Annotated in this window: 20 protein-coding genes, 1 tRNA gene and 1 pseudogene; 15 read left to right on the forward strand and 7 right to left on the reverse strand. The window is 70.2% G+C overall.

The annotated features are described in order from the left end of the window. Window positions 1–9: 9 nt before the first annotated feature. Window positions 10–495, forward strand: a complete 486-nt coding sequence (locus G401_RS44855) for a DUF4383 domain-containing protein (protein ID WP_051366480.1) — start codon at window positions 10–12, stop codon at window positions 493–495. A gap of 64 nt (window positions 496–559) precedes the next feature. Here the strand turns inward: G401_RS44855 and G401_RS0111120 are convergent, their stop codons facing one another. Both G401_RS0111120 and G401_RS0111125 read right to left on the reverse strand, forming a co-directional pair. Then, a complete protein-coding gene (locus tag G401_RS0111120; RefSeq protein WP_084557055.1) occupies window positions 560–1,162 on the reverse strand; it encodes a TetR/AcrR family transcriptional regulator in 603 nt (200 codons plus the stop codon). A gap of 131 nt (window positions 1,163–1,293) precedes the next feature. Then, a complete protein-coding gene (locus tag G401_RS0111125) occupies window positions 1,294–2,319 on the reverse strand; it encodes an acyl-CoA desaturase (protein ID WP_084557057.1) in 1,026 nt (341 codons plus the stop codon). A gap of 142 nt (window positions 2,320–2,461) precedes the next feature. On the opposite strand from G401_RS0111125, the gene G401_RS44860 reads away from it, so the two are divergent. From G401_RS44860 to G401_RS44880, 11 genes and pseudogenes are all read left to right on the forward strand, one after another. Next, the gene (locus tag G401_RS44860; protein WP_051366481.1) at window positions 2,462–2,998 is read left to right on the forward strand and encodes a helix-turn-helix domain-containing protein; all 537 of its coding nucleotides are present in this window, start codon (window positions 2,462–2,464) and stop codon (window positions 2,996–2,998) included. A 74-nt stretch (window positions 2,999–3,072) separates the two neighbouring features. Further along, window positions 3,073–3,143, forward strand: a tRNA-Gln gene (locus G401_RS0111135). A 38-nt stretch (window positions 3,144–3,181) separates the two neighbouring features. After that, window positions 3,182–4,615: a bifunctional UDP-N-acetylglucosamine diphosphorylase/glucosamine-1-phosphate N-acetyltransferase GlmU gene (gene glmU / locus G401_RS0111140; RefSeq protein WP_322787724.1), complete on the forward strand. Its 1,434-nt coding sequence runs from the start codon at window positions 3,182–3,184 to the stop codon at window positions 4,613–4,615. A gap of 163 nt (window positions 4,616–4,778) precedes the next feature. Then, window positions 4,779–5,759, forward strand: coding sequence for a ribose-phosphate diphosphokinase (locus tag G401_RS0111145; RefSeq protein ID WP_027342581.1), 981 nt, complete (start codon window positions 4,779–4,781; stop codon window positions 5,757–5,759). 307 nt (window positions 5,760–6,066) lie between these two features. Beyond that, on the forward strand, window positions 6,067–6,702 hold the full coding sequence (locus tag G401_RS44865; RefSeq protein ID WP_034591252.1) for a 50S ribosomal protein L25/general stress protein Ctc: 636 nt from the start codon (window positions 6,067–6,069) through the stop codon (window positions 6,700–6,702). Between the two features lie 73 nt (window positions 6,703–6,775). Next, complete coding sequence (pth, locus tag G401_RS0111155) at window positions 6,776–7,363, forward strand: aminoacyl-tRNA hydrolase (RefSeq protein WP_027342582.1); 588 nt, start codon at window positions 6,776–6,778, stop codon at window positions 7,361–7,363. A 191-nt stretch (window positions 7,364–7,554) separates the two neighbouring features. After that, a complete protein-coding gene (locus tag G401_RS0111160) occupies window positions 7,555–8,976 on the forward strand; it encodes a sugar transferase (RefSeq protein ID WP_051366550.1) in 1,422 nt (473 codons plus the stop codon). After that, a pseudogene (locus G401_RS44870) lies at window positions 8,976–9,866 on the forward strand (inositol monophosphatase family protein); the annotation flags it as partial. The gene G401_RS0111160 and the pseudogene G401_RS44870, both read left to right, overlap by 1 nt. 411 nt (window positions 9,867–10,277) lie before the next feature. Further along, window positions 10,278–11,192 (forward strand): sulfate adenylyltransferase subunit CysD, encoded by a 915-nt coding sequence (gene cysD / locus G401_RS0111170; protein WP_027342584.1) that lies wholly within the window; start codon window positions 10,278–10,280, stop codon window positions 11,190–11,192. An 80-nt stretch (window positions 11,193–11,272) separates the two neighbouring features. Next, on the forward strand, window positions 11,273–12,511 hold the full coding sequence (locus G401_RS0111175; protein ID WP_407636856.1) for a sulfate adenylyltransferase subunit 1: 1,239 nt from the start codon (window positions 11,273–11,275) through the stop codon (window positions 12,509–12,511). A 115-nt stretch (window positions 12,512–12,626) separates the two neighbouring features. Continuing rightward, the gene (locus tag G401_RS44880) at window positions 12,627–13,217 is read left to right on the forward strand and encodes a 2'-5' RNA ligase family protein (RefSeq protein ID WP_051366482.1); all 591 of its coding nucleotides are present in this window, start codon (window positions 12,627–12,629) and stop codon (window positions 13,215–13,217) included. Here G401_RS44880 and G401_RS0111185 read toward each other — a convergent pair. After that, window positions 13,111–14,088, reverse strand: a complete 978-nt coding sequence (locus G401_RS0111185; protein WP_027342586.1) for a YihY/virulence factor BrkB family protein — start codon at window positions 14,086–14,088, stop codon at window positions 13,111–13,113. The two genes, G401_RS44880 and G401_RS0111185, sit on opposite strands and share 107 nt — an antisense overlap. A 35-nt stretch (window positions 14,089–14,123) precedes the next feature. Continuing rightward, on the reverse strand, window positions 14,124–15,254 hold the full coding sequence (gene galK, locus G401_RS0111190; protein ID WP_027342587.1) for a galactokinase: 1,131 nt from the start codon (window positions 15,252–15,254) through the stop codon (window positions 14,124–14,126). A gap of 116 nt (window positions 15,255–15,370) precedes the next feature. On the opposite strand from galK, the gene G401_RS44885 reads away from it, so the two are divergent. Continuing rightward, window positions 15,371–16,843, forward strand: coding sequence for a glycoside hydrolase family 18 protein (locus G401_RS44885; RefSeq protein WP_084557058.1), 1,473 nt, complete (start codon window positions 15,371–15,373; stop codon window positions 16,841–16,843). 100 nt (window positions 16,844–16,943) lie between these two features. Here G401_RS44885 and galE read toward each other — a convergent pair whose 3' ends face one another. Further along, window positions 16,944–17,918 (reverse strand): UDP-glucose 4-epimerase GalE, encoded by a 975-nt coding sequence (gene galE, locus G401_RS0111200; protein ID WP_027342588.1) that lies wholly within the window; start codon window positions 17,916–17,918, stop codon window positions 16,944–16,946. 199 nt (window positions 17,919–18,117) lie between these two features. Here galE and G401_RS44890 point away from each other — a divergent pair, with 199 nt between their 5' ends. Together G401_RS44890 and trpS are read left to right on the forward strand one after the other, a co-directional pair. Next, a complete protein-coding gene (locus G401_RS44890; RefSeq protein WP_245601696.1) occupies window positions 18,118–18,954 on the forward strand; it encodes a hemolysin family protein in 837 nt (278 codons plus the stop codon). A 4-nt stretch (window positions 18,955–18,958) separates the two neighbouring features. Next, entirely contained in the window at window positions 18,959–19,975 is a 1,017-nt protein-coding gene (gene trpS, locus G401_RS0111210; RefSeq protein ID WP_027342589.1) for a tryptophan--tRNA ligase, read from the forward strand. 64 nt (window positions 19,976–20,039) lie between these two features. Here trpS and G401_RS0111215 read toward each other — a convergent pair whose 3' ends face one another. Continuing rightward, window positions 20,040–21,647 carry a glycoside hydrolase family 13 protein gene (locus G401_RS0111215; protein WP_051366485.1) on the reverse strand — a complete coding sequence of 536 codons (1,608 nt, stop codon included), beginning with the start codon at window positions 21,645–21,647 and terminating at the stop codon, window positions 20,040–20,042. A 61-nt stretch (window positions 21,648–21,708) separates the two neighbouring features. After that, window positions 21,709–23,139 carry an alpha-amylase gene (locus G401_RS0111220; protein ID WP_027342591.1) on the reverse strand — a complete coding sequence of 477 codons (1,431 nt, stop codon included), beginning with the start codon at window positions 23,137–23,139 and terminating at the stop codon, window positions 21,709–21,711. Window positions 23,140–23,223: the final 84 nt, after the last annotated feature.

Here is a 23,223-nt window from a genome sequence, read left to right on the forward strand (position 1 = left end):
CATATTCCGGTGAATCATCGGCTCCGGCCCTTCTACCGTGGGCTGGCCTTCCTCATCGGGCTGTACCTGCTGGTCTTCGGGATCGTCGGGCTCATCGTGAGCTGGGGCGACCCGTTCTTCGGCCGCGGCGACAACTACGCGCTCGGACTGAAGACCAACACCGCGTTCGCGCTCCTGTCGATCATCGTCGGGGCGGTCGTCGCGATCGGGGCACTGTACGGCCGCAACATCGACCACTTCATCAACATCGTGGCCGGGGGCGTCTTCATGTTCGCCGGCGTCTTCGGGCTGATCATCATCCGCTCGGACCTCAACAAGCTGAACTTCACCGTCGCCACCTGCGTCGTGTCCAGCCTGGTCGGCACCGGCCTGCTCATCGCCGGCCTCTACGGCAAGACCGGCAGCAGGGAGGACGCGCGCCGCGAGGAGTCGATGCGGGTCGCGGGGTCGCCGAAGGGGGAACCACGGCGCATGACGCCGTCCACGTCCAGCTGAGAGCCGTCTCCCGGGCTGCGTGAGGGCCGCTTCCGGTGGGCCGCGTCCGCCGCGCGGGTGGCCGCTATTTTCCGCGGCGGGTGAGCAGGAGCGGCTTCGCCTCGAGTTGGGCGAGGCCGTTCCACGCCAGGTTCACCATGTGCGCGGCGACCGTCTCCTTGCGCGGCTTGCGTACCTCCAGCCACCAGCGGCCGACCAGCGACACCATGCCCACCAGCGCCTGCGAGTAGAGCTCGGCCAGCTTCGGGTCGTAGCCCCGCGTCTTGAACTCCGCGCCCAGGATGTGCTCGACCTGATGGGCCACGTCGTTCAGCACCGACGAGAAGTTGCCGGAGGACGACATCACGGGCGATTCGCGTACCAGGACGCGGAACCCGTTGGTCTCCTCCTCGATGTAGTCCAGCAGGGCCAGCGCCGCCTGCTCCAGCAGCTCCCGCGGATGTCCTGCGGTCAGCGCGTTGGCGATCCGGTCCAGCAGCGAGCGCACCTCGCGGTCGACGACCACCGCGTACAGGCCCTCTTTGCCACCGAAGTGCTCGTAGACGACCGGCTTCGAGACCTTCGCCCGGGCGGCGACCTCCTCGATCGAGGTCGCGTCGAACCCGCGTTCGGCGAACAGCTGCCGGCCGATGGCGATCAACTGCTCGCGCCGCTGGGCCGCCGACATGCGTACCCGGGCCTTCGCCGGCGCACGCTCCGGCCTGGGTTCCCGCCCCCGCGCATCCTCCACGGAGCCATCCTGCCAGGCCGATGCCCGCTCGGGTCGGCCCGGCAGGTCCTCACCCACCGTGGCGGCGGTCACCCGCCCAGCCGCGCCGCGCTGCCCTGCGCGCCCTCGACCAGCTTCGCGGTGAGCCGGTCCTTCTTCGGCCAGCGCACGTTCGTGGCCCAGCCGAACTTCTCGAAGAACCAGATGGTACGCGCGGAGATGTCGATCTGACCGCGCATGACACCGTGCCGGGCGCAGGTCGGGTCGGAGTGGTGCAGGTTGTGCCAGGACTCGCCGAAGGACAGGATCGCCAGCGGCCAGAAGTTGGAGGCCTTGTCGCCGTCACGAGTCTCGAACGGGCGCTCGCCGTACACGTGGCAGATCGAGTTGATGGACCACGTGACGTGGTGCAGCAGGCCGACGCGGACCAGGCCGGCCCAGAAGAACGCGGTCAGCGCGCCCTGCCAGGACCAGGTGACCAGCCCGCCGACGGCCGCCGGGGCCAGCAGCGACGTGATGATCAGCGGCACGAAGAGCTTGTCGACCTTCTGGATGTCCTTGTCGGCCATCAGGTCGGGGGCGAACCGGGCGCGGTTGGTCATCTCCCGGTTGAACAGCCAGCCGACGTGGGCGTGGAACAGGCCCTTGGTCAGGCCCCAGAAGGACTGGCCGAAGCGCCACGGGGAGTGCGGGTCGCCCTCGTTGTCGGAGAAGGCGTGGTGGCGGCGGTGGTCGGCGACCCACTGGGTCGGCGAACCCTCGGCCGCGAACGAACCCGCGACCGCCAGCGTCACCCGCAGCCAGCGGGTCGCCTTGAACGATCCGTGCGTCAGGTAGCGGTGGAACCCGATCGTGATGCCGAGCCCGGACACGATGTACCAGACGGCGCCGATGGCCACGTCGGTCCACGACAGCCAGCCGCCCCAGGCGACCGGGATCGCGGCCAGCAGGGCCAGGAAGGGAATGACGACGAAGCCCCACAGCCCGATCAGGATGCCCTTGGGCTGGGGCCCCTCGGTCAGCGGCTTCGGACCGCGGATGGTCTGCTCGATCTCGGCCGCGCCGGTGGCGTTGGTCTCGAGATCGGCAGTGCGGGTGGCGGCGGCAGAGGACATGGCACCTCACTGAGCGGGAACAACGGACCGGGGACGGCTTACCTACGATACCGTAACCTACGGGACCGTAGTCTTCCCAGAGCTGCTTCCTGTGAATTTCCTTCGGTGAATTCCTGTCGTACGCGTGTTCTATCGTCCGGTCATGGCGTACGCCGGACGAGAGCTGCGGGAACAGGCGATAGCGCTCAAGATCGACGGCCATTCGGTGCCGTCGATCGCGCGCCGGTTGGGAGTCGCCCGGTCGACCGCGTGGGAGTGGACCAGACACGTCCCGCTCGCCGACGACACGGCGGAAGGGCAACGGCGCCGGGCACACGCGAAGGCGATGACGGACGCCCGCTGGGAACGGCACCGTGTGCAGCGCGCGGCGGAAGAAGAGCGGCTCGCCGTCGAGTGCGCCGGGGTGATCGGCGGCCTGGACGAGCGGGACCTGCTGATGCTCGGCGCGCTCATGTACTGGTGCGAAGGCGCGAAGGTGAAGCCGTGGAACCCGAGTCCCCGGGTCGTCTTCGTGAACAGCGACGCCCGACTGGTCCGGCTCTTCCTGTCCTTCCTCCGGAGCGTCGGGGCCGCTCCGGAAGAGATGATCTATCGGCTGCCTGCGGGTGGAAGTCCGGCGGAGTGGGGCGATGTATCGACGGATCGCCGCCGCGGTCGATGCGATGATGGGACAACCTGAAACTGAAGCTGAGGGCGAGACAGGTTAGTCTTTACGCGGGCCGGAGCCGCCATGGCAAAATGCCCGAATTGTAGTCCCGGGTCGTCTAATGGCAGGACTGCCGGTTTTGGTCCGGTATATAGGGGTTCGAATCCTCTCCCGGGAGCTGTCCCAATTGCCCCTGATAGCAAGGCGGTAACCCGCGTGGCGCGCACTGTGATCATCCTGGCCGCGGGCGAAGGCAAGAGGATGAAGTCCGACCTGCCCAAGGTCCTGCACCCGCTGCTCGGCCGGACCCTGGTCGGTCACGTCATGGCCGCGGCCCGGCCGCTGGCCGCGCGTACCGTGGTGGTCGTCGGGCACCGGGCGGAGCTGGTCACCGCGCACGTCGGCGAGGTCGCACCGGATGCGAGCACTGTTCTGCAGGCCGAGCAGCGCGGGACCGGGCACGCCGTGCGTACGGCGCTGGACGCCCTGGACGGCGTGGACGGCACGGTGCTGGTGCTGAACGGGGACGTGCCGCTGCTGCGTACCGAGACGCTGGCGGCCATGGTCGGCGCGCACGAGGACGCCGGTGCGGCCGCGACCGTGCTGGCCGCCGAGGTCGCGTCGCCGGGCGGGCTGGGCCGCATCCTGCGCGACGCCGACGGCGGGCTGGCCGGGATCGTGGAGGCGCGCGACGCGACGCCGGAGCAGCTGGCGATCCGGGAGATCAACGCCGGGATCTACGCCTTCGAGGCGGCCGCGCTGCGGGACGCGCTGGGCAAGCTGACCGCGCACAACGCGCAGGGCGAGGAGTACCTCACCGACGTCTTCGGGCTGCTCGGGCAGGCCGGTCGGCGGGTGTCCGTGCACGTCGCGGCGGACGCCGACGAGACGCTCGGCTGCAACGACCGGGCCGAGCTGGCCCAGCTGGGCGCGCTGCTGCGGGACCGGATCAACGCCGCGCACATGCGTGCCGGGGTGACGATCGTGGACCCCGCGACGACGTGGATCGACGCGGACGTGACGATCGAGCGGGACGCGGTCGTCGAGCCGGCGACGTATCTGAAGGGCGCCACCGCGATCGCCGCCGGTGCCGTGGTCGGTCCGGACGTGACCCTGGTCGACACGACGGTCGGGGCCGGTGCCGAGGTCGTCCGCGCGCACGCCGTGCTGGCCGAGATCGGGCCGCAGGCCAAGGTCGGGCCGTACGCGTACCTGCGGCCGGGCACGACGCTCGGGGTGAAGTCGAAGGTGGGCACCTTCGTCGAGGTGAAGAACTCGACGCTGGGCGAGGGCGCGAAGGTGCCGCACCTGTCCTACGTCGGCGACGCGAACGTCGGGGAGCACACGAACATCGGCGCCGCCAACGTGGTCGCGAACTACAACTGGCAGTCGAAGAGCCGCACGATCATCGGCGCGTACGTGAACACGGGGTCGGACTCCGTGCTCGTCGCACCGGTACGCCTCGGCGACGGCTCGACGACCGCGGCAGGTTCGATCATCACCGAGGATGTGCCGCCGGGCGCGCTGGCGATCGCCCGTGAGCGTCAGGTCAACAAGGAAGGCTGGATCCACCGGGCCCGGCCGGACAGCGCCGCCGCTGCCGCCGCGAAGGCGGCCGCGGAGGCGGACGGTGGCGCGGCGGCCGCCTGAACGGGTGGTTTCGGCGAGGTTACGGGCTTGGCGGCACGGCCGGAGGTGATCTGTTCCACGCCGCGCCGGCCCCGTGCGACGTTCGGCAACTGGCAGGAGAGTATGACCGTGACGGGTCATACTTGGTGTCGCAGTCGCGTACGCGGAGGGGCAAACGAGGCCGATGGGCAGCATCGTCGCGGAGAACCGTAAGAATCTGATGCTCTTCTCGGGGCGGGCCTATCCCGAGCTGGCCGAGGAGATCGGCCAGACGTTGGGGGTGGCGCCGACGCCGACCGCGGCGTACGACTTCGCCAACGGCGAGATCTTCGTTCGTTACAAGGAGTCCGTCCGCGGATCCGACGCCTTCGTGGTGCAGTCGGTGACGGCTCCGGTGAACACCTGGGTCATGGAGACCCTGATCATGATCGACGCGCTCAAGCGGGGCTCCGCCAAGCGCATCACCGTGGTCCTGCCGTTCTATCCGTACGCCCGGCAGGACAAGAAGCACCGCGGTCGCGAACCGATCTCGGCCCGGTTGATCGCCGATCTGCTGAAGCAGGCCGGGGCCAACCGGATCCTCACGGTCGACCTGCACACGGCGCAGATCCAGGGCTTCTTCGACGGCCCGGTGGACCACCTGTTCGCCATGGAGCCGCTGGCCAGCTATGTCGAAGCCAAGTACGGCGACCGGGCGCTGACCGTCGTGTCCCCGGACGCCGGCCGGGTACGCGTGGGCGAGCGGTGGACCGACCGGCTGGGCGGCTGCCCGCTGGCCTTCATCCACAAGACGCGGGACCCCCTGAAGCCGAACCAGGTCGTCGCGAACCGGGTGATCGGTGAGGTCGAGGGGCGTACCTGCATCCTGGTCGACGACATGATCGACACCGCCGGGACGATCTGCAAGGCGGCCGACATCCTGTTCGACTCGGGCGCGGCCGACGTGATCGTGGCCACCACGCACGCGATCCACTCGGATCCGGCGACCGAGCGGCTCAAGAACAGCCGGATCTCGGAGGTCATCGTCACCAATACGCTGCCGCTGCCGCCCGAGAAGCAGTTCGACAAGCTCACCGTGCTCTCGATCGCGCCGCTGCTGGCGCGGGCGATCCGCGAGGTCTTCGACGACGGATCGGTCACCACCCTCTTCGGCGGCCTGTCCTGACACCGCCGGTCCCGAACAGGTGCCCAGGCTGGTCCTGAGCGCACTGGAGCGCCTTCCACGGCCCCGTCCCGAGCGTGTCTCGGGGCGGGGCCGCGCTCGTCGGGTGCCCGGGAAGGTGACGTGGGCGGCACCGCTGTGTGGAACGCATTTCGGGTGCTGTAGGCTGTTTCGGTTGCCACGGCGAGGGTGCTTTGCGGGCTTCGCGGTCTGCGTTGAAGCACCGTGATCGACATGGTGCTCCGGGTCCGTACCCGTGCGCCCTTCTCGTCGGCCCACGACAGCCAGCCCGTTGAGCAGGAGATTAACTGTGTCCGAGGTAAAGATCAGCGCCGAGTCGCGTACCGAGTTCGGTAAGGGCGGCGCCCGCCGGACCCGACGGGCCGGCAAGGTTCCGGCCGTCGTGTACGGCCACGGCGAGAACCCGCGCCACATCGCGCTGCCCGCCCGTGAGTTCGCCGCCGCCATCCGGCACGGCGGCGTGAACACCGTCTTCGAGCTCGTGGGCGAGGACGGCACCAAGACGCTGGCGCTGCCGAAGGCGATCCAGCGTGACCCGATCAAGGACACCTTCGACCACGTCGACCTCGTGATCGTCAAGCGGGGCGAGAAGGTGACCGTCGACGTTCCCGTCCACCTGGTGGGCAACGCCGCCGCGGGCACCCTGGTCATGACCGAGAACGACCGCATCTCGATCAACGCCGAGGCGCTGCACCTGCCCGAGTCGCTCGAGGCCTCGATCGACGGCCTGGAGGCCGGCTCGCACGTCACCGCCGCCGACCTGAAGCTTCCGCGCGGCGTCGAGCTGGCCGCGGACGCCGAGACGATCATCGCCGTCGTCAGCGTCGCGCCGACCGCCGAGGACCTCGAGGGCGAGACCACCACCGAGGAAGCCGCCGCGGAGACCGCCGAGGAGGCGCCCGGCGCCGAGGCCACCGAGGCCTGAGCCACGACTTCAAAGGCCGGTGCCGCGGGCACCGGCCTTTGTCGTATCCCCACCCTTTTGAGAGGCTGGTCCCGTGAACACGTGGCTCGTCGTCGGCCTGGGCAACCCCGGCCCGAAGTACGCCGGCAACCGGCACAACGTCGGCTTCATGGTGGCCGACCTGATCGCGAAGCGCATCGGCGCCTCGTTCGGCCGCAAGTCGCTGGGCGGCCCGGCCGAGGTCGCCGAGGGGCGGCTCGGGGTGGGCGTCGACGCGCCCAAGCTGGTGCTGGTCAAGCCGTTGACCTACATGAACGTCTCGGGCGGCCCGGCGAAGGCGTGGGCGGACTACCACAAGGTTCCGGCCGAGCAGGTCATCGCCGTCCACGACGAGCTGGACATCCCCTACGGCACGCTGAAGATGAAGATCGGCGGGGGCGAGGGCGGCCACAACGGCCTGCGGTCCATGTCCAAGTCACTGTCGACAAAGGACTATGTCCGCGTACGCTTCGGCGTCGGGCGGCCGCCGGGTCGCCAGGATCCCGCGGACTTCGTGCTCGCGGACTTCTCGGCCGCCGAGCGCAAGGAGTTGGAGTTCCTCATCGACCGGGCGGCCGACGCCGTCGAGTCGATCATCGTCAAAGGACTGGAGCCGACGCAGAACGCGTACCACGGCGCGTGACGTCGTCGCAGCTCAGCCGTTGAACCCCCAGAAGACTTCGGGGGTATGTGGTGGACGTTCAACACCGACGGCTCAGTCCGCGGCCGCACCAGAATCCCACGAATGCCGGGAATCCCGCGAAGCCCGCGGCGATCGTGGACACGCGTCCTCTCTCCGATCTGGACACGGTGGTGCTGCCGCGCGTACCGGCGATGGTGCCCGTGCATCCCGCACAGGCCCGGCGTTCCCGCCGGTGGGAGCTGCGTTACCAGCTGTCCCTGCTGTGCGCGGATTTCGCCGTCGGCCTGGGCGCGGGCTGGCTCGCCTTCCACGTCCGGTTCGCGGAGCTCACCGCGTACACGCGGATCTATATGATCCTGTCGTGCCTGCTGCCGTTCGCTCTGGTCGGGGTGCTGGCGCTGGCGCGGGCCTATGACAAGCGGTTCCTGTACGTGGGCACGGAAGAGTACGACCGCGTGCTGCGCGGCGGGCTGGCGCTGATCGCGGGCATCGCGATCGTGTCGTACGCCCTGGAGCTGCCCACGGCGCGCACCTACGTCCTGATGGCGCTGCCCGCCGCCACGGCGACCCTGATCGTGGTGCGGTTCCTGCTGCGCAAGAGGTTGCACCGGGGGCGGGCGCGGGGCGAGTTCCTGCGGCGCGTGATCGTGGTCGGGCACGAGCTGGCCGTCGTCGCGATGACCCGGCAGCTGCGGCGCGAGCGTTTCCACGGGATGGACGTGGTGGGCGCGTGCCTGCCGGCGGACGGCGACGGGCAGGTGGGCCTGCCCGTGTTCGGCACGTTCGACGAGGTCCCCGAGGCGGTGAGCCGGGCCGCCGCCGACACGGTGATCGTCCTGGGCTGCCCGGAGCTCGACGGCGACCGGCTGCGCCGGCTGGCGTGGCGGCTGGAGGGCGACGACATCGACCTGATCGTGGCCAGCGCCCTGGTCGACGTGGCCGGCGGGCGGACGACGCTGCGGCCGCTGGACGGGCTGCCGATGCTGCACGTCGAGCACCCGCGCCTGGCCGGGGGCAGCCGTGTGGTCAAGAACCTGGTCGACCGGGGCGGCGCGCTGCTGCTCGTCGGCCTTCTGTGGCCGCTGTTCGCCTACATCGCCTGGCGCATTCGCCGTGACTCGCCCGGACCGGTGCTCTTCCGCCAGGTACGCGTCGGGCGTGACGGCCGTGAATTCCGCATCTACAAGTTCCGTACGATGCATGTGGACGCCGAGGCGCGCTTGAGCGAGCTCCGGCATCTCAACGAGCACGACGGCGTACTTTTCAAGATCCGTGACGACCCGCGGGTCACCAGCGTCGGGCAGTGGCTGCGGCGGTTCTCGCTGGACGAGCTGCCGCAGCTGTTCAACGTGGTGGCCGGACAGATGTCGCTGGTGGGCCCGCGCCCGCCGCTGCCGCAGGAGGTGGCGATGTATCACGACGACGTGCTGCGCCGCCTCGCCGTGAAGCCGGGCATGACCGGCCTGTGGCAGGTCTCGGGCCGCGCCGACCTGTCCTGGGAGGAGGCGGTCCGGTTGGACCTCCGCTACGTCGAGAACTGGTCGCTTTCCATGGACGTGGTCATCCTGCTGCGTACGCTCACCGCGGTCGTCCGCAGTTCGGGGGCGTACTGATGGAGTTCGACGCCGAGCTTTCCCGCCGGCTGGCCGCCACCGCCGGAGCGCTCCTGCTGGGACTCCGCGACGAGATGGGCTTCGCCGATCCGGGTGCGCTGAAGGACGCGGGCGACCAGGCGGCCCACGCGTACCTGATGAAGGAACTGGCGGACTGGCGGCCGGACGACGCCGTGCTGTCCGAGGAGGCGACCGGCTCCCGGGAGGCCGACGAGGAGGCGGAGCGGCTGTCGGCCGACCGCGTCTGGATCGTGGACCCGCTCGACGGCACCCGCGAGTACGCCGAGGAAGGGCGTACCGACTGGGCGGTGCACGTGGCGCTGTGGAGTTCGGCCGGCCCGTCGGCCACCGTGAGCCGGACGGGGCGGCGACGGCGTACCAGCGCCCGGCCGGTGACCGGGGGCAAACTCGTGGCGGCCTCGATCGCGCTGCCCGCCCAGGGCCTCGTCTTCTCGACCGAGCCCGCGCCGGGGACGATCCCGTCGGCCCGGGGGCACCGGACGACGCCCGAGCCCGGCGTCGGCCCGGACGGCGCCGTCCTCGCCCGCGGCACCCGCGTACGCATCGCCGTCAGCCGTACGCGCCCGCCGGCCGTGGTCGCGGCGGTCGCCGAGGAACTGGGCGCCCTGCTGGTCCCGATGGGGTCGGCCGGTGCCAAGATCGCGGCCGTCATCACCGGCGAGGTGGACGCGTACGTGCACGCGGGCGGCCAGTACGAGTGGGACTCGGCCGCACCCGTGGCGGTGGCCGCGGCGGTCGGCCTGCACACGTCCCGGCTCGACGGCTCGGCGCTGGTCTACAACCAGGCCGATCCGCTGCTGCCCGACCTGGTGGTCTGCCGCCGGGACCTGGCCCGCCCGCTGCTCGACGCGCTGGCCCGGGCGCTCGCGCCGCAGCCGCTCGACCCGGAGACGGCGGCCGCCGCCCGCGCGGCCCTCGACGAGGAAGCCGCCCTGGAGCTCCTCGAAACCGATCCCGAGACTGATCTCGAGGACGAGGACGAGGACGAGGACGAGACCGAACTCGCGGACGATGCCGAGACCGATCTCGAGGACGAGGACGAACTCGAAGACGAGGACGAACTCGAAGACGAGGACGAGGCCGGATTCGAGGACGATCTCGCGGACGAGGCTGTGGACGACGAACCGGCCGAGCCGGGGGAAACGCCGGTCGGGGACGACGAGACACCGGCCGGCACCGATATGTCGGGCACATCACAACTCGGCTGAGCACCGTTGATCGAAGCGGTACGCGGCGGGTACGTTAATTCCCCAGCAAAGCACTAGGAAAGGTCTGGAAACATGAGCCCGGCGACGGCGGCGTACCGGATCTCGCACCTGGACGCCCTGGAGGCCGAGAGCATCTTCATGATGCGCGAGGTGGCGGCCGAATTCGAGCGGCCCGTGCTGCTCTTCTCGGGCGGCAAGGACTCCATCGTGATGCTCCGGCTGGCCGAGAAGGCGTTCGCGCCCGGCCGCATTCCTTTCCCCGTGATGCACGTCGACACCGGGCACAACTTCGCCGAGGTGCTGGAGTACCGCGACCGGCGGGTACGCGAGCTCGGCATCCAGCTGATCGTGGCGAGCGTGCCGGACGCCCTGGAACGCGGCCTGGTCCGCGAGCCCGCCGACGGTACGCGCAACCGTATCCAGACGCCGGTGCTGCTGGACGCCGTCGAGAAGTACCGGTTCGACGCCCTGTTCGGCGGGGCCCGGCGCGACGAGGAGAAGGCCCGCGCCAAGGAGCGGGTGTTCAGCTTCCGCGACGAGTTCGGCCAGTGGGACCCGCGCAACCAGCGCCCGGAGCTGTGGTCGCTGTACAACGCGCGGATCAACTCCGGCGAGTCCATCCGCGTCTTCCCGCTGTCCAACTGGACCGAGCTGGACGTGTGGCACTACATCGCCCGCGAGAACATCGACCTGCCCTCGATCTACTTCGCGCACGACCGCGAGGTCGTCGACCGCTTCGGCATGCTGTACGCCGTCCACGAGCACCTGCCGGCCCGGCCGGGCGAGGTGATCACGACCGAGCGGGTGCGCTACCGCACGGTCGGGGACGCGAGCTGTACGGCGGCGGTCCGCTCCGACGCGGACACGGTCGAGAAGGTGATCGAGGAGGTCGCCGCCACCCGGATCACCGAGCGCGGCGCCACCCGCGGCGACGACAAGGTGAGCGAGGCGGCGATGGAAGACCGCAAGCGGGAAGGCTACTTCTGATGGTGTCGCAGACCCACGGCGGCCAGGCGGCCGCCACGATCCCCGCTGCCCGCGTACCGGCGGCGGGGGACAAGATCGACATGCTCCGGTTCGCCACCGCGGGATCGGTGGACGACGGCAAGTCGACCCTGATCGGCCGGCTGCTCTACGACACCAAGTCGCTGTTCACCGACCAGCTCGAAGCGGTCGAGGCGGTGAGCGCGGCCCGCGGCGACGAGTACACCAACCTGGCGCTGCTCACCGACGGCCTGCGCGCCGAGCGGGAGCAGGGCATCACGATCGACGTGGCGTACCGCTACTTCGCGACGCCGCGGCGCAAGTTCATCATCGGCGACACCCCGGGGCACATCCAGTACACCCGCAACATGGTCACCGGCGCGTCCACGGCCGATCTCGCGCTCATCCTGGTCGACGCCCGCAAGGGCCTGGTCGAGCAGTCCCGGCGGCACGCGTTCCTTTGCTCGCTGCTGCGCGTACCGCACCTGGTCCTGTGCGTGAACAAGATGGATCTGGTCGACTACTCGCAGGACGTCTTCGACCAGATCGCCGACGACTTCGCCAACTTCGCGGCCAAGCTCGACGCGCCGGATCTCACCGCGATCCCGATCTCCGCGCTGCACGGCGACAACATCGTCGGCCGCAGCGACAACATGCCGTGGTACGAGGGCCCGTCCCTGCTGCACCACCTGGAGCACGTGCACATCGCGTCCGACCGCAACCTCGTCGACGTACGCTTCCCGGTCCAGTACGTGATCCGTCCGCAGGTCGCCAACGGCCTCGACTACCGCGGGTACGCCGGACAGGTGGCCTCGGGCATCCTGAAGCCGGGCGACGAGGTGCTGGTGCTGCCGAGCGGCCTGACGACGCGCATCTCGGCGATCGACACGGCCGACGGCCCGGTGGCCGAGGCGTTCCCGCCCATGTCGGTGACCGTACGCCTGGACGACGAGATCGACATCTCGCGCGGCGACCTGATCTGCCGTCCGAACAACGCCCCGGCCGTCACGCAGGACATCGAGGCGATGGTCTGCTGGATGGACGAGTCGGCGCCGCTGACCGTCGGTGGCAAGTACCAGGTCAAGCACACGACGCGGACCGTACGCGCGATCGTCAAGGAGCTGTACTACCGCCTGGACGTCAACACCCTGCACCGGGACGAGTCGACCGACCGGCTCGGCCTGAACGAGATCGGGCGGATCCGGCTGCGCACGACCCAGCCGCTGCTGGCCGACGAGTACCGGCGTAACCGCACCACGGGCGGCTTCATCATCATCGACGAGGTCACGAACCGGACGGTCGCCGCCGGAATGATCGTGTAAGCGGCTGGAATGATCGTGTAACCGGATGTAGCGCGGGCGCCGGGCGACCGGGGATGATCCCAGGAGGGGAACCAGACCGCTCCCACGATGATCCGGCGAAGAGGAGAATGGCGCTATGGCGGAGACCGTCCGGATCGGCGTGGCGGTCGACATCCCGGCGCCCTGGGGCCCGCGTCTCACCCAGGCCAGGGTGGCGGCGGGAGATCCGCTCGGCGCCACGGTGCCGGCCCATCTGACCCTGCTGGGGCCGACCGAGGTCGACCCGGGGGATCTCGGCGCGATCAAGGACCATCTGGTCCGCGTCTCGGCCGCTCACCGCCCGTTCGAGCTGCTCCTGCGCGGTACGGGCACGTTCCGGCCGGTCACCGAGGTCGTGTTCGTGGCCGTCGCGGCCGGGATCAGCGAGTGCGAGCTGCTGGCCGCCGCGATCTCCGGCGCGCCCGAGCTCGACCGGCCCCGGCACTTCCCCTACCACCCGCACGTGACGGTGGCCCAGGAGGTCGCGCCGGAGAAGCTTGACCAGGTTTTCGACGAATTGTCGACCTTCGAGGCCCGGTTCACGGTCGACGTCTTCCGGCTGCACACGCACACCGGCGACATCAAGTCCCCGGACTCCCAGTGGCACCATCTGCGGGACTACCGGCTTGCTCCGGCTGCTCCGGCTCCTGGTCGGCCTCGGGCTTCGGGCCGGCGGCCAGGTCGATGAACCGGCCGCGGGTCGAGGTGGCCGCCAGCGCCGCGCCCCAGAGCACCACCTGGTTGAACAGGTAGAGGTAGATGAGCAGACCGGCGGCGGTCGCGATCACCGCGTACGCGGTGTAGAACCGGGTCGCGTGGGTCACGTACGCGCGCCCCAGCCAGTTCAGCAGCGACAGCGTCAGGCCGACCGCCACGGCCGGCGGGATCAGGCGCCGGGGCTGGATGTGCAGCCGGGGCAGGGCGGTGAGCAGCGCGGCCGCGAACATCACGTTGATCAGGACCGTGACCCCGCCGGTGGAGAGGGTCAGCCAGATCGACGACGTGCCGCCGGAGAGCCACCGGAACAGGCTGTCCAGCAGGTCGCCGAGGACCAGCGAGAACCCCATGACGGCGGCCAGCGCGATGAGCATGCCGAGGTCGACCAGCCGGCGTATGACGACGTTGCCGGGGTGCTCCTCGAGCTTCCAGACCGCCCGCTGGGAGGTACGCCAGCAGTCGACCCAGCCGAGCCCGGTGAGCAGCAGGCCGATGACACCGAAGAACGCTATGTTGGCCGCGTTGTTCTGGATCGACTCGACCGGCAGGCTCGGCAGGTTCTTCTCGAGCGCCGTGGTGACGGTGTCCTGCAGGTGCGGGTGGGACTCCAGGAAGAAGCCGAAGACCGAGAAGGCGACCAGCGACAGGGCGAACGCCGCGAAGAATCCGTAGTACGCGATCGCGGCCGCCAGCCGGCCGCCCATGACCTCGGAGTAGCGCTCCTTGGCGGCCCAGAAGTTGTCGAACGTCCCGGACCGCTTGCGGGCGGTGGCCACCGCGTGGTCGTACCGCTCCAGCGCCATGTCGACAGCGTGCTGGATGCGTTCGAAGATCGCCACCACGTCTTTATCTTTGCTCAATCCCGCGCCGCAGGTGGTCAGGAAATGCGGCGGGCGCCCGCGCCGGGCACCGCCCGGAAGGCGGCCGGGGCGGCGAAGCCGTGGTCGGCGAACGACTTGGCCACCGCCTCGGCGACGAGGTCGGCCTTGTCGGCGTCGACGAGGGCGATCACGCAGCCGCCGAAGCCGCCGCCGGTCATCCGGGCCCCGTACGCGCCGGCGGTCAGGGCCGCCGCCACGGCCACGTCCAGCTCCGGGACGGTCACCTCGAAATCGTCGCGCAGCGAGGCGTGCGAGGCCGTCATCAGCGGCCCGATCTCGCGGTGGCGGCCGGAGCGCAGCAGCTCGATCGTGTCGAGGACGCGCTGGTCCTCGGTGATCGCGTGGCGCGCCCGGCGTACCAGGAGGTCGTCGGTGAGGCGGTCGAGGTCGGCCAGGGTCGCGTCGCGCAGGGCGGGCACCCCGAGCTCCGCGGCGGCCCGCTCGCAGGCTTCGCGCCGGGCGGCGTACTCCCCGGAGACGAGGCGGTGCGGGGCGCGCGTGTCGACGACGAGCACGGCGAGGCCGTCGGCGGCGAGGTCGAAGGGGATCTGCTCGCTGGCGCCGGAGCGGCAGTCCAGGAACAGCGCGTTGCCGGCCGTGCAGAGCACGGAGGCGGACTGGTCGAGCACGCCGCAGGGCATCCCCACGTACGCGTTCTCGGCGCGCTGCGCCAGCAGCGGCCGCCGCTCGTGCGGTACGCCGAGCCGGCCGAGGTCGGACAGGGCGACCAGGACGGCGCACTCCAGCGAGGCGGAGGAGGACAGCCCGGCGCCGAGCGGGACGTCGGAGGCGATCGTGAACCGGGCGCCGGGGACGTCGTAGCCCGCGTCGCGCAGGGCCCACACGACCCCCGCCACGTACGCCGCCCAGCCGTCGACCTTGGTGGAGAGGTCGAACTCGACGGTCTCGCCGGTCAGCTCGGACGTGGCCGACCAGGTGGCGGCGGCGGTCGGGCTGGCCGCGACGCAGGTGCTGTGCGGCAGGGCGAAGGGCAGCACGAAGCCGTCGTTGTAGTCGGTGTGCTCGCCGATCAGGTTCACCCGCCCGGGCGCGCTCCACAAGCCGACCGGCTCCTCACCGTGGGTCCGCCGGAACAGTTCCACCGCGCGCTGGGCCGCATCAGTCATGGGCAGGATGGTAGCGACCTTCGCGTGGGCGCGCCTCAAGAGGTTGTTCGACGGGGCAGGCGTGTCTATCTGTTAGGAGTCTTGACAGAGCGTCGTTTGCGGTCGAGTGTCGTCACATGTTGCGTTCATTCCTGACTGACCGGTCCGCCGCGGGCGTGCGATCCAGCAAGACTGCTGGTACGCGTCCGATGGTGCGGATCGCCGCGGTCGCCGCGCTCGCCCTGAGCGCCGGGATCGCCCCCGCGACGGCCGCGGACGCCGGTTCCGGATCGGCGGCCGGCCAGGCCCCCAAGAAGGTCGTCTCGGCGTACTTCGCCGACTGGGACGTCTACGGGCGCGGGTACTTCGTCAAGGACATCCCCGCCGACAAGATCAACGTCATCCAGTACGCGTTCGGCGTACCCGGGTTCGACCCGGCGACCGGCGCGACCAGCTGCAGTGTGCTGGACCCCTGGGCGGACTTCCAGCAGGTCTACTGGGGCGGGGAGAACTCGGTGGACGGTGTCGCCGACACCTACCCGGGGCAGAACCTGTACGGCAACTTCAACCAGCTCCGCAAGCTGAAGCTGGCGCACCCGGATCTCAAGGTCGAGATCTCGCTCGGCGGCTGGACCAAGTCCACGCACTTCTCGCAGGTGGCGGCGACGCCCGAGCGGCGCGCGTCGTTCGTGTCCGCCTGCATCGACACGTTCATCAAGGGCAACCTGCCGACCGGCGGGTGGCCGGAGGACGCGGGCGGCCTCGGTGCGGCCGCCGGCATCTTCGACGGCATCGACCTGGACTGGGAGTACCCGACCGCCGTCGCCGGCGGCAACGAGGACGTCAGCCCGGCCGACCGGCACAACGCGACCCTGCTCGCCCAGGAGTTCCGCAAGCAGCTGGACGCGTACGGGAAGACGACGGGCAAGCACTACCTGCTGACCGCCGCCATGCCGGCCGCCAAGAACTCGACCAAGTACTACGAGCTCGCGAACTTCGTGAAGTCCCTGGACTGGGCGAACATCATGAGCTACGACTACAACGTCACCGGCGGCGCCGTCTCCGCGCACGACACGCTGTTCACGCCCGACCCGCGGGACCCGAACGGCAAGGACCTCACCTGGAACACGGCCGGCACCGTCGGGTACTACCTGGCGTCCGGCGTACCGGCGAGCAAGATCGTCGTGGGCGTGCCGTTCTACGCCAACCAGTACATCCGCAACACCGGCGGCCTCTACACGGCCTTCGACAACACCGGCCTCGACGCGAACGTGCTGGCCTGGGACCAGACCCCGCAGCCCAGCTACCACGAGCTCGTCGACAACGGCGCGATCGTCACGGCCGCGGGCGTGGGCCAGAACGGCTACACCCGCAAGTGGAACCTGTTCGCGGGCGAGCCCTACCTGTGGAACCCGGCGGCGGTGCACAACCTCTCGGACGGCACCACCATCACCGTCCCCACCACGATCGTCTACTCCGACCCCAAGTCGATCGGCGAGCGCGCCGCGCTCATCAAGCTGCTCGGCCTGCGCGGGGCCATGGCCTGGGAACTCAGCCAGGACTCCAACGACCACGCGCTCATCAACGCGCTCTCCCCGGTTCTTTCCTAGAATCTCCGAGTACGCGTAAAGGGGCGCTCCGGATCACCGGAGCGCCCCTTTCCCGTCTTGCCGACGGTCGTTCTGGCGCTTTCTCAGTTCTGGCGCCGTCTCAGTTCTGGCGCCGGTAGAACGTCCACGCGTCGGCCACGATGTCGGCGACCTCGGTCTTCTCCGGAGTCCAGCCCAGTTCGGCCTGTGCCTTGGCCGAGGACGCGTACAGGGCGGCGGGATCTCCGGGGCGGCGCGGCAGCCACTCCACCGGCACGTCGGCCCCGGTGACCTCGCGTACGGCGTCGATGATCTGCTTGTTGGAGAAGCCGGTGCCGACGCCGAGGTTGTAGATGCGGTGCTCGCCGGGCGTGGCCGCCTCCAGTGCCCGCAGGTGTGCCCGGGCCAGGTCGGTGACGTGGATGTAGTCGCGGATACAGGTGCCGTCCGGCGTGGGGTAGTCGTCGCCGAACATCGGCATCTTCTCCCGCTTGCCGGCCGCCACCTCCAGCGCGATCGGGATCAGGTGGGTCTCCGGGTCGTGCCGCTCGCCGATCACGGTCCCGTCCGCCCCCACGTACGCCCCGGCGACGTTGAAGTACCGCAGGCTCACCGCGGCCAGCTTGTGCGCCCGGGCCTCGGACGCGATCGCCAGATCCACCGCGAGCTTCGTGGCGCCGTAGGTGTTGATCGGCATCGTCACGGCGTTCTCGGTCAGCGGCAGCTCGGACGGCTCGCCGTAGCAGGCGGCGGTCGACGAGAAGATCAGCCGGCGTACGCCCGCCGCGCGCATCGCGTCGATCAGGTTCAGCCCGGCCCGGGTGTTGGCCTCCCAGTGCAGCTCGGGCAGCGACATCGACTCGCCGGCCGAGATCAGCCCCGCGAAGTGCAGTACGCCGTCGAAGCCGGCCTCCGGGGTCAGGATCTCGGCGGCGTCCTGGACCCGGCCCTGCACGAACTGCGCGTCGGCCGGAACCTGGGCGGCGTCGTTGCGGGACAGGTCGTCCAGCACGACGACGGTGTGCCCGGCGTCGAGCAGCAGCCGGCTGACGACCGCGCCGACGAACCCGGCGCCGCCGGTGACGAGCAGCTTCATGCGTTCCTCCCGGTGGGTGCAGTGATCGCGCCCACCCTACCCAGCGAATCTGCACGACATCGTGGCGACCTGGGAACTCCCGGACGCCGCGTCGTACGATGCAGGGATGCCGGATGGCCATAGTCCGGACCGACCTCCGGGGCGCGCCGCGCCCTCGAAACGCGGTCCCGGCGTGCTCACCAAGACCGTCTCCCCATGGATGCTGCGGTTCCTGCGCGACCGCATCAGCGAAGACCAGCTGCGGGCGCTCGTGGCGGCCAACGACTCGATCGGCGGCGACGAGCGGCGCATCATCGGCGACGTGTGGCGCAGCGGCAACGCGCTCATCCGCGAGATCATGATCCCGCGCCCCGACGTCGTCTTCCTGGACATCTCGATGCCGCTGGCCGAAGCCGTGACGGTGGCGAAGTCCGAGACCCACTCCCGCTTCCCGGTGACCGACGGCGGCAGCGACAACGTCGTCGGCTTCGTGCACCTGCGCGACCTGCTGCTCGGCACCGGTACGCTCGCCGACCTCGTCCGCGACGTCAAGCGGCTGCCGGCGGCGAAACGCGTACTGCCGGCGTTGACCGAGATGCGTCGCGAACACCAGCAGCTCGCCCTCGTCGTCGACGAGTACGGCGGCACGGCCGGCATCGTGACCCTCGAAGACCTCATCGAGGAGCTGGTCGGGGAGATCCACGACGAGTACGACGACGCCCCCGACCCGGTGATGGCCGGGCTGTTCCCGGCCGAGGTGGAGGGCCGGCTGAACCTGGCCGACTTCGCCGAGCGTACCGGGTTCACGCTGCGTCCCGGCCCCTACGAGACCCTCGGCGGGTACGTGATGGCCCGGCTGGGACGCGTACCGGTGGTCGGCGACAGCGTCGAGGTCCACGACGCCGGAGTGGTGCTGCGGGTGCTGGCCCTGGACGGCCGGCGGGTCGCCCGGCTGGGCCTGGTGCGCCAGCCCGACCTGCCCCAGCAGGCGACGGCCGTCGATGAGATGTACGTGACCGGGCCGCTCGGCGCGCCGGTGGTGGGGCTGGAACAATAGGCGCATGTCTGACGACCGCCGCCTCCGCGTCCTCTCCGGGATCCAGCCGACGGCTGACTCCTTCCACCTGGGCAACTACCTGGGCGCGGTGAGCAACTGGGTGGCGATGCAGGACACGCACGACGCCTTCTACATGGTCGTCGACCTGCACGCGATCACGGCCGGCCACGACCCGAAGGTGCTGCGCGCGCGTACACGCACGAGCCTCGCGCAGCTGCTCGCGTTCGGCATCGACCCGCAGCGCAGCACGCTGTTCGTGCAGTCGCACGTGCCCGAGCACGCCCAGCTGGGCTGGGTGATGGGCTGCATCACGGGCTTCGGCGAGGCGTCGCGGATGACGCAGTTCAAGGACAAGTCGGCCAAGCAGGGCGCCGAGCGGGCGAGCGTCGGGCTGTTCACGTACCCGATCCTGCAGGCCGCCGACATCCTGCTCTACCAGGCCGACGCCGTGCCGGTCGGCGAGGACCAGCGCCAGCACCTGGAGCTGACCCGCGACCTGGCGCAGCGGTTCAACCACCTGTTCGGGCCGACGTTCACGCTGCCCGCGCCCTACATCCCGAAGGCGACCGCGAAGATCCTGGACCTCCAGGATCCGACCGCGAAGATGTCGAAGTCGTCGTCGACCCCGGGCGGCCTCCTGGAGATCATGGAGGACCCGGCTAAGTCGGCGAAGAAGATCAAGTCCGCCGTGACCGACACCGGCCGCGAGATCATCTACGACCCGGAGGGCAAGCCCGGCGTCAGCAACCTGCTCACGATCTACTCGGCGCTGTCGGGCCGGGGAGTCGAGGAGCTCGTCTCCGCGTACGACGGCAAGGGCTACGGGGACCTGAAGAAGGACCTGGCCGAGGTGTTCGTGCAGTTCGTGACGCCGATCCAGGCGGCGACCAGGTCCTACCTGGACGATCCCGCGCAGCTGGACAAGATGCTGGCGATCGGGGCGGAGAAGGCGCGCGCGGTGGCCGGCGCGACCCTGGCCCTGACCTACGACCGCCTGGGTTTCCTCAAGCCCGCGGCCTGAGGCCCGACGAGAAGGCGGCCGCGCCCCGGTGGGGCGCGGCCGCTTCGTACTCAGCGAACAAAGATCAGCGCTGGAGCCACACCGCGGTGTCGACGGGCAGCTCGCCCGTCTCGGTCAGCGGGCCGCTCGTGACGAGCGCCTTGCCGCCGAAGGCGTCCAGCGAGACGGGCACCTTCGACAGGTTGGCCACCACGACGATCCCCGGCTCCCGCTCGAAGGCCAGAACGCCGGCCGGCGCGGCCAGCCAGCGCACGGCACCGCCGCCGAGGGCGGGGTTCGACTTGCGGACGGCGAGGGCCTGCCGGTAGAGGTTGAGCGTCGAGGCCGGGTCGTCCTCCTGCACCTCGGCCGTCAGCGCCGCCCAGGAAGCGGGCTGCGGCAGCCAGGGCGCGGCCGCACCGGCGGGGCCGAACGCGAACCCGTCGGCGGGTGTGCCGCCCCAGGGCAGCGGGACCCGGCAGCCGTCCCGGCTCTCCCCGGTACGCAGGAACGACGGGTCCTCGCGCAGCTCGTCGGGCAGGTCGAGGACCTCGTTGAGACCCAGCTCCTCGCCGTTGTACAGGTACGCCGAGCCGGGCAGGGCCAGCATGAGCAGCGTGCCGGTACGCGCCCGCAGCAGCCCCACGGGACCGTCGCCGTACCGGGTGACGTGCCGGTGCTTGTCGTGGTTGGACAGCACCCAGGTCGTCGGCGCCCCGACCAGGTCGGCCTCCATCAGCGACTTGTCGATGATGGTCCGGAACGAGTCCGCGTCCCAGCTGGCCATCATGAAGTCGAAGTTGAACGCCTGGTGCAGCTCGTCCCGCCCGATGTACCGGGCCAGCCGCTGCGGGCTCGGCACCCACGCCTCCGCGACGGCCATCCGGCCACCGGGGTAGGAGTCGAGGATCGGGCGCCACTCGCGGTAGATCTCGTGCACGCCGTCCTGGTCGAAGTAGGGCAGCTCGCCCCGGCCGACCATCATCACCTGGCGCTCGTCGCCGGCCTTGCCCACGTTCGGCAGGCCGTCCGCCTTGATCATTCCGTGCGCCACGTCGATCCGGAAACCGTCCACCCCGCGGTCCAGCCAGAACCGCAGGATGTCGCGGAACTCCGCGCGTACGGCCGGGTTGTCCCAGTTGAAGTCGGGCTGCTCGGGCGCGAACAGGTGCAGGTACCACTGGCCGTCCGGGGTCTGCGTCCAGGCGGGGCCGCCGAAGATCGACTCCCAGTCGTTCGGGGGCAGGTCGCCTCGGCCCTCGCGGAAGTGGAACAGTTCCCGTTCGGGCGAGCCCGGACCGGCGGCCAGCGCGGCCTGGAACCACTCGTGCTGGTCGGAGCAGTGGTTCGGAACGAGATCGACGATCACGCGGATGTCCAGCTCGTGCGCGTACGCGATCATGGCGTCGAAGTCGGCGAGCGTGCCAAAGCGCGGGTCCACGTCGCGGTAGTCGGCCACGTCGTAGCCGCCGTCGGCGAGCGGGGAGGTGTAGAAGGGGCTCAGCCAGATCGCGTCGATGCCGAGCTTGCGCAGGTAGGGCAGCTTGGCGCGCAGGCCGGACAGGTCGCCGGTGCCGTCACCGTCGCCGTCGGCGAAGCTGCGGGGGTAAACCTGGTAGACGACCGCGTCGCGCCACCAGTCGTCGTTGCCCAGGACGGTCTGCGCCCTGGCGGCGGAGGTTGTGGTGCTCAACGGTGTGTCCTCTCGGTCATCCGGCGCCGAGGCGAGTGTGCCCGGTGCCGGAACGGTTCGGTCATCCGGCGACAAGCGCGAGTGTGCCCTGGGCCGGAACGGTGATCGTGGCCTGCCCGGAACCGTCGACGGTGACGGCCGAGCCGGTGGTGATGTCGTGATAAGTCCCCGCGGGCAGCCCGGTCGCGACGCTCCTGGTCGCGGCCTGGGCGGCCCGGTTCAGGGCGAAGTAGCCCTTGCCCTCACGGGCGAAGCCCAGCTGGTCGTCGGCGGCCCACCAGTGGGTCACCGGCGCGTCGCCGGTGACCGCGCGGAAGCGTACGAGGGGGAGCACGGTGCGGTGCTCACAGACGAAGGCCTGGGGCGCACACACTACCGGCAGCGTCGTCCCGTCCTTCGCGGCGGGCGGCCCCTGGTCGTAGTCGTCGAACGCGAAGCTCGACATCACCAGTGGGGTGCCGTACGGGTAGGCCAGCATGAAGGCGGTCGCGAGGGTGTGCAGCGCGCCGTCCTTGTAGGTGAGCGGCGTGCCGCCGCGCTGCGTGTCGTGACTGTCCACATAGACCACGGACTGGCCGCTCGGCTCGTAGTCCAGGGCGTCGCCGGTCGGTTCGCCGAGACCTTCGAGGTTCACCAGGCTGCCGCGCATCGCCCGGCTCAGGTCCGGGCCGTACCGCGGTTCGAGCACCGCGCCGTCGGGCAGGTACTCGGCCGGTTGGATCGGCTCGCCCGCGGCGAACAGCACTTCCTGATAGATCACGGGTACGCGTCCCGCCGAGGTCTTGCCCAGCTTCCCGAGGATCGCCGCGATGTCGGCCGCGGGCATGTGCTTCGCGGCGTCGATCCGGAATCCGTCGACGCCGAGCGACAGCAGATCGCCCAGGTACGCGGCCAGCTTCGCGCGTACGTCCGCGCGTTCGGTGGCGAGGTCGGCAAGGCCCACGAGGTCGCAGTTCTGGACCTCGTCCCGATCGGTGTAGTCGGCGATGTCGTGGCCGCAGTGGTGGAAGTCGGCCGACCCGTCGTAGCCGGGGTAGCCGGTCTTCGTGAACTTCGTCCCGGCCGATCCGACCCCGAACAGCTGGGCCGTCATGTGGTTGAGGACCGCGTCGGCATACACGCGTACGCCGGCCTTGTGGCAGGTCGCCACCATGTCGGCCAGAGCGGCCCGGTCGCCCCGACGGCTCGTCAGCGCGTACGAGACCGGTTGGTAGTCCTGCCACCAGGGGAAATGCTGGTCCGGCAGCTCGACGTGCTCCTGGGGTGGCGAGATCTGCACCGCCGCGACGCCGGCCGGCCCGAGCCGATCGGTGCACTCCTTCGCGACGGAGGCCCAGGGCCACTCGAAGAGATGGACGACGACCCCTGTGGGAGCGTTCCCATCCGCCGGAACGGCGGACTTGGTCGCCGCGGGTACTGCAAGGGGCTCCGCCGAGCAGCCGGTGAGGACGAGCAGCAGCGCGCAGAAGGCACCGCGTCTCCAGCGTCGCACGCTGCTGCTCCTCTCCACCCGCCACCTGACTGGTGACGGGATGAAGAATGCGCCGCAAACCTTGCAAACGTCAAGCAGAAGTTT

Origin of the sequence: Hamadaea tsunoensis DSM 44101, assembly GCF_000428945.1 — a bacterium.
Classification (GTDB): Bacteria; Actinomycetota; Actinomycetes; order Mycobacteriales; family Micromonosporaceae; genus Hamadaea; species Hamadaea tsunoensis.

Excerpts from the sequence above, each read along its gene's own strand:
- G401_RS0111120 (WP_084557055.1), bottom strand. The coding sequence starts at position 1,162 with ATGTCGGCGGCCCAGCGGCGCGAGCAGTTGATCGCCATCGGCCGGCAG.
- G401_RS0111125 (WP_084557057.1), bottom strand. The coding sequence starts at position 2,319 with ATGTCCTCTGCCGCCGCCACCCGCACTGCCGATCTCGAGACCAACGCC.
- G401_RS44860 (WP_051366481.1), top strand. The coding sequence starts at position 2,462 with ATGGCGTACGCCGGACGAGAGCTGCGGGAACAGGCGATAGCGCTCAAG.
- G401_RS0111145 (WP_027342581.1), top strand. The coding sequence starts at position 4,779 with ATGGGCAGCATCGTCGCGGAGAACCGTAAGAATCTGATGCTCTTCTCG.
- G401_RS0111160 (WP_051366550.1), top strand. The coding sequence starts at position 7,555 with ATGGTGCCCGTGCATCCCGCACAGGCCCGGCGTTCCCGCCGGTGGGAG.
- cysD (WP_027342584.1), top strand. The coding sequence starts at position 10,278 with ATGAGCCCGGCGACGGCGGCGTACCGGATCTCGCACCTGGACGCCCTG.
- G401_RS0111175 (WP_407636856.1), top strand. The coding sequence starts at position 11,273 with ATGCTCCGGTTCGCCACCGCGGGATCGGTGGACGACGGCAAGTCGACC.
- G401_RS44880 (WP_051366482.1), top strand. The coding sequence starts at position 12,627 with ATGGCGGAGACCGTCCGGATCGGCGTGGCGGTCGACATCCCGGCGCCC.
- galK (WP_027342587.1), bottom strand. The coding sequence starts at position 15,254 with ATGACTGATGCGGCCCAGCGCGCGGTGGAACTGTTCCGGCGGACCCAC.
- G401_RS44885 (WP_084557058.1), top strand. The coding sequence starts at position 15,371 with ATGTTGCGTTCATTCCTGACTGACCGGTCCGCCGCGGGCGTGCGATCC.
- galE (WP_027342588.1), bottom strand. The coding sequence starts at position 17,918 with ATGAAGCTGCTCGTCACCGGCGGCGCCGGGTTCGTCGGCGCGGTCGTC.
- G401_RS44890 (WP_245601696.1), top strand. The coding sequence starts at position 18,118 with ATGCTGCGGTTCCTGCGCGACCGCATCAGCGAAGACCAGCTGCGGGCG.
- trpS (WP_027342589.1), top strand. The coding sequence starts at position 18,959 with ATGTCTGACGACCGCCGCCTCCGCGTCCTCTCCGGGATCCAGCCGACG.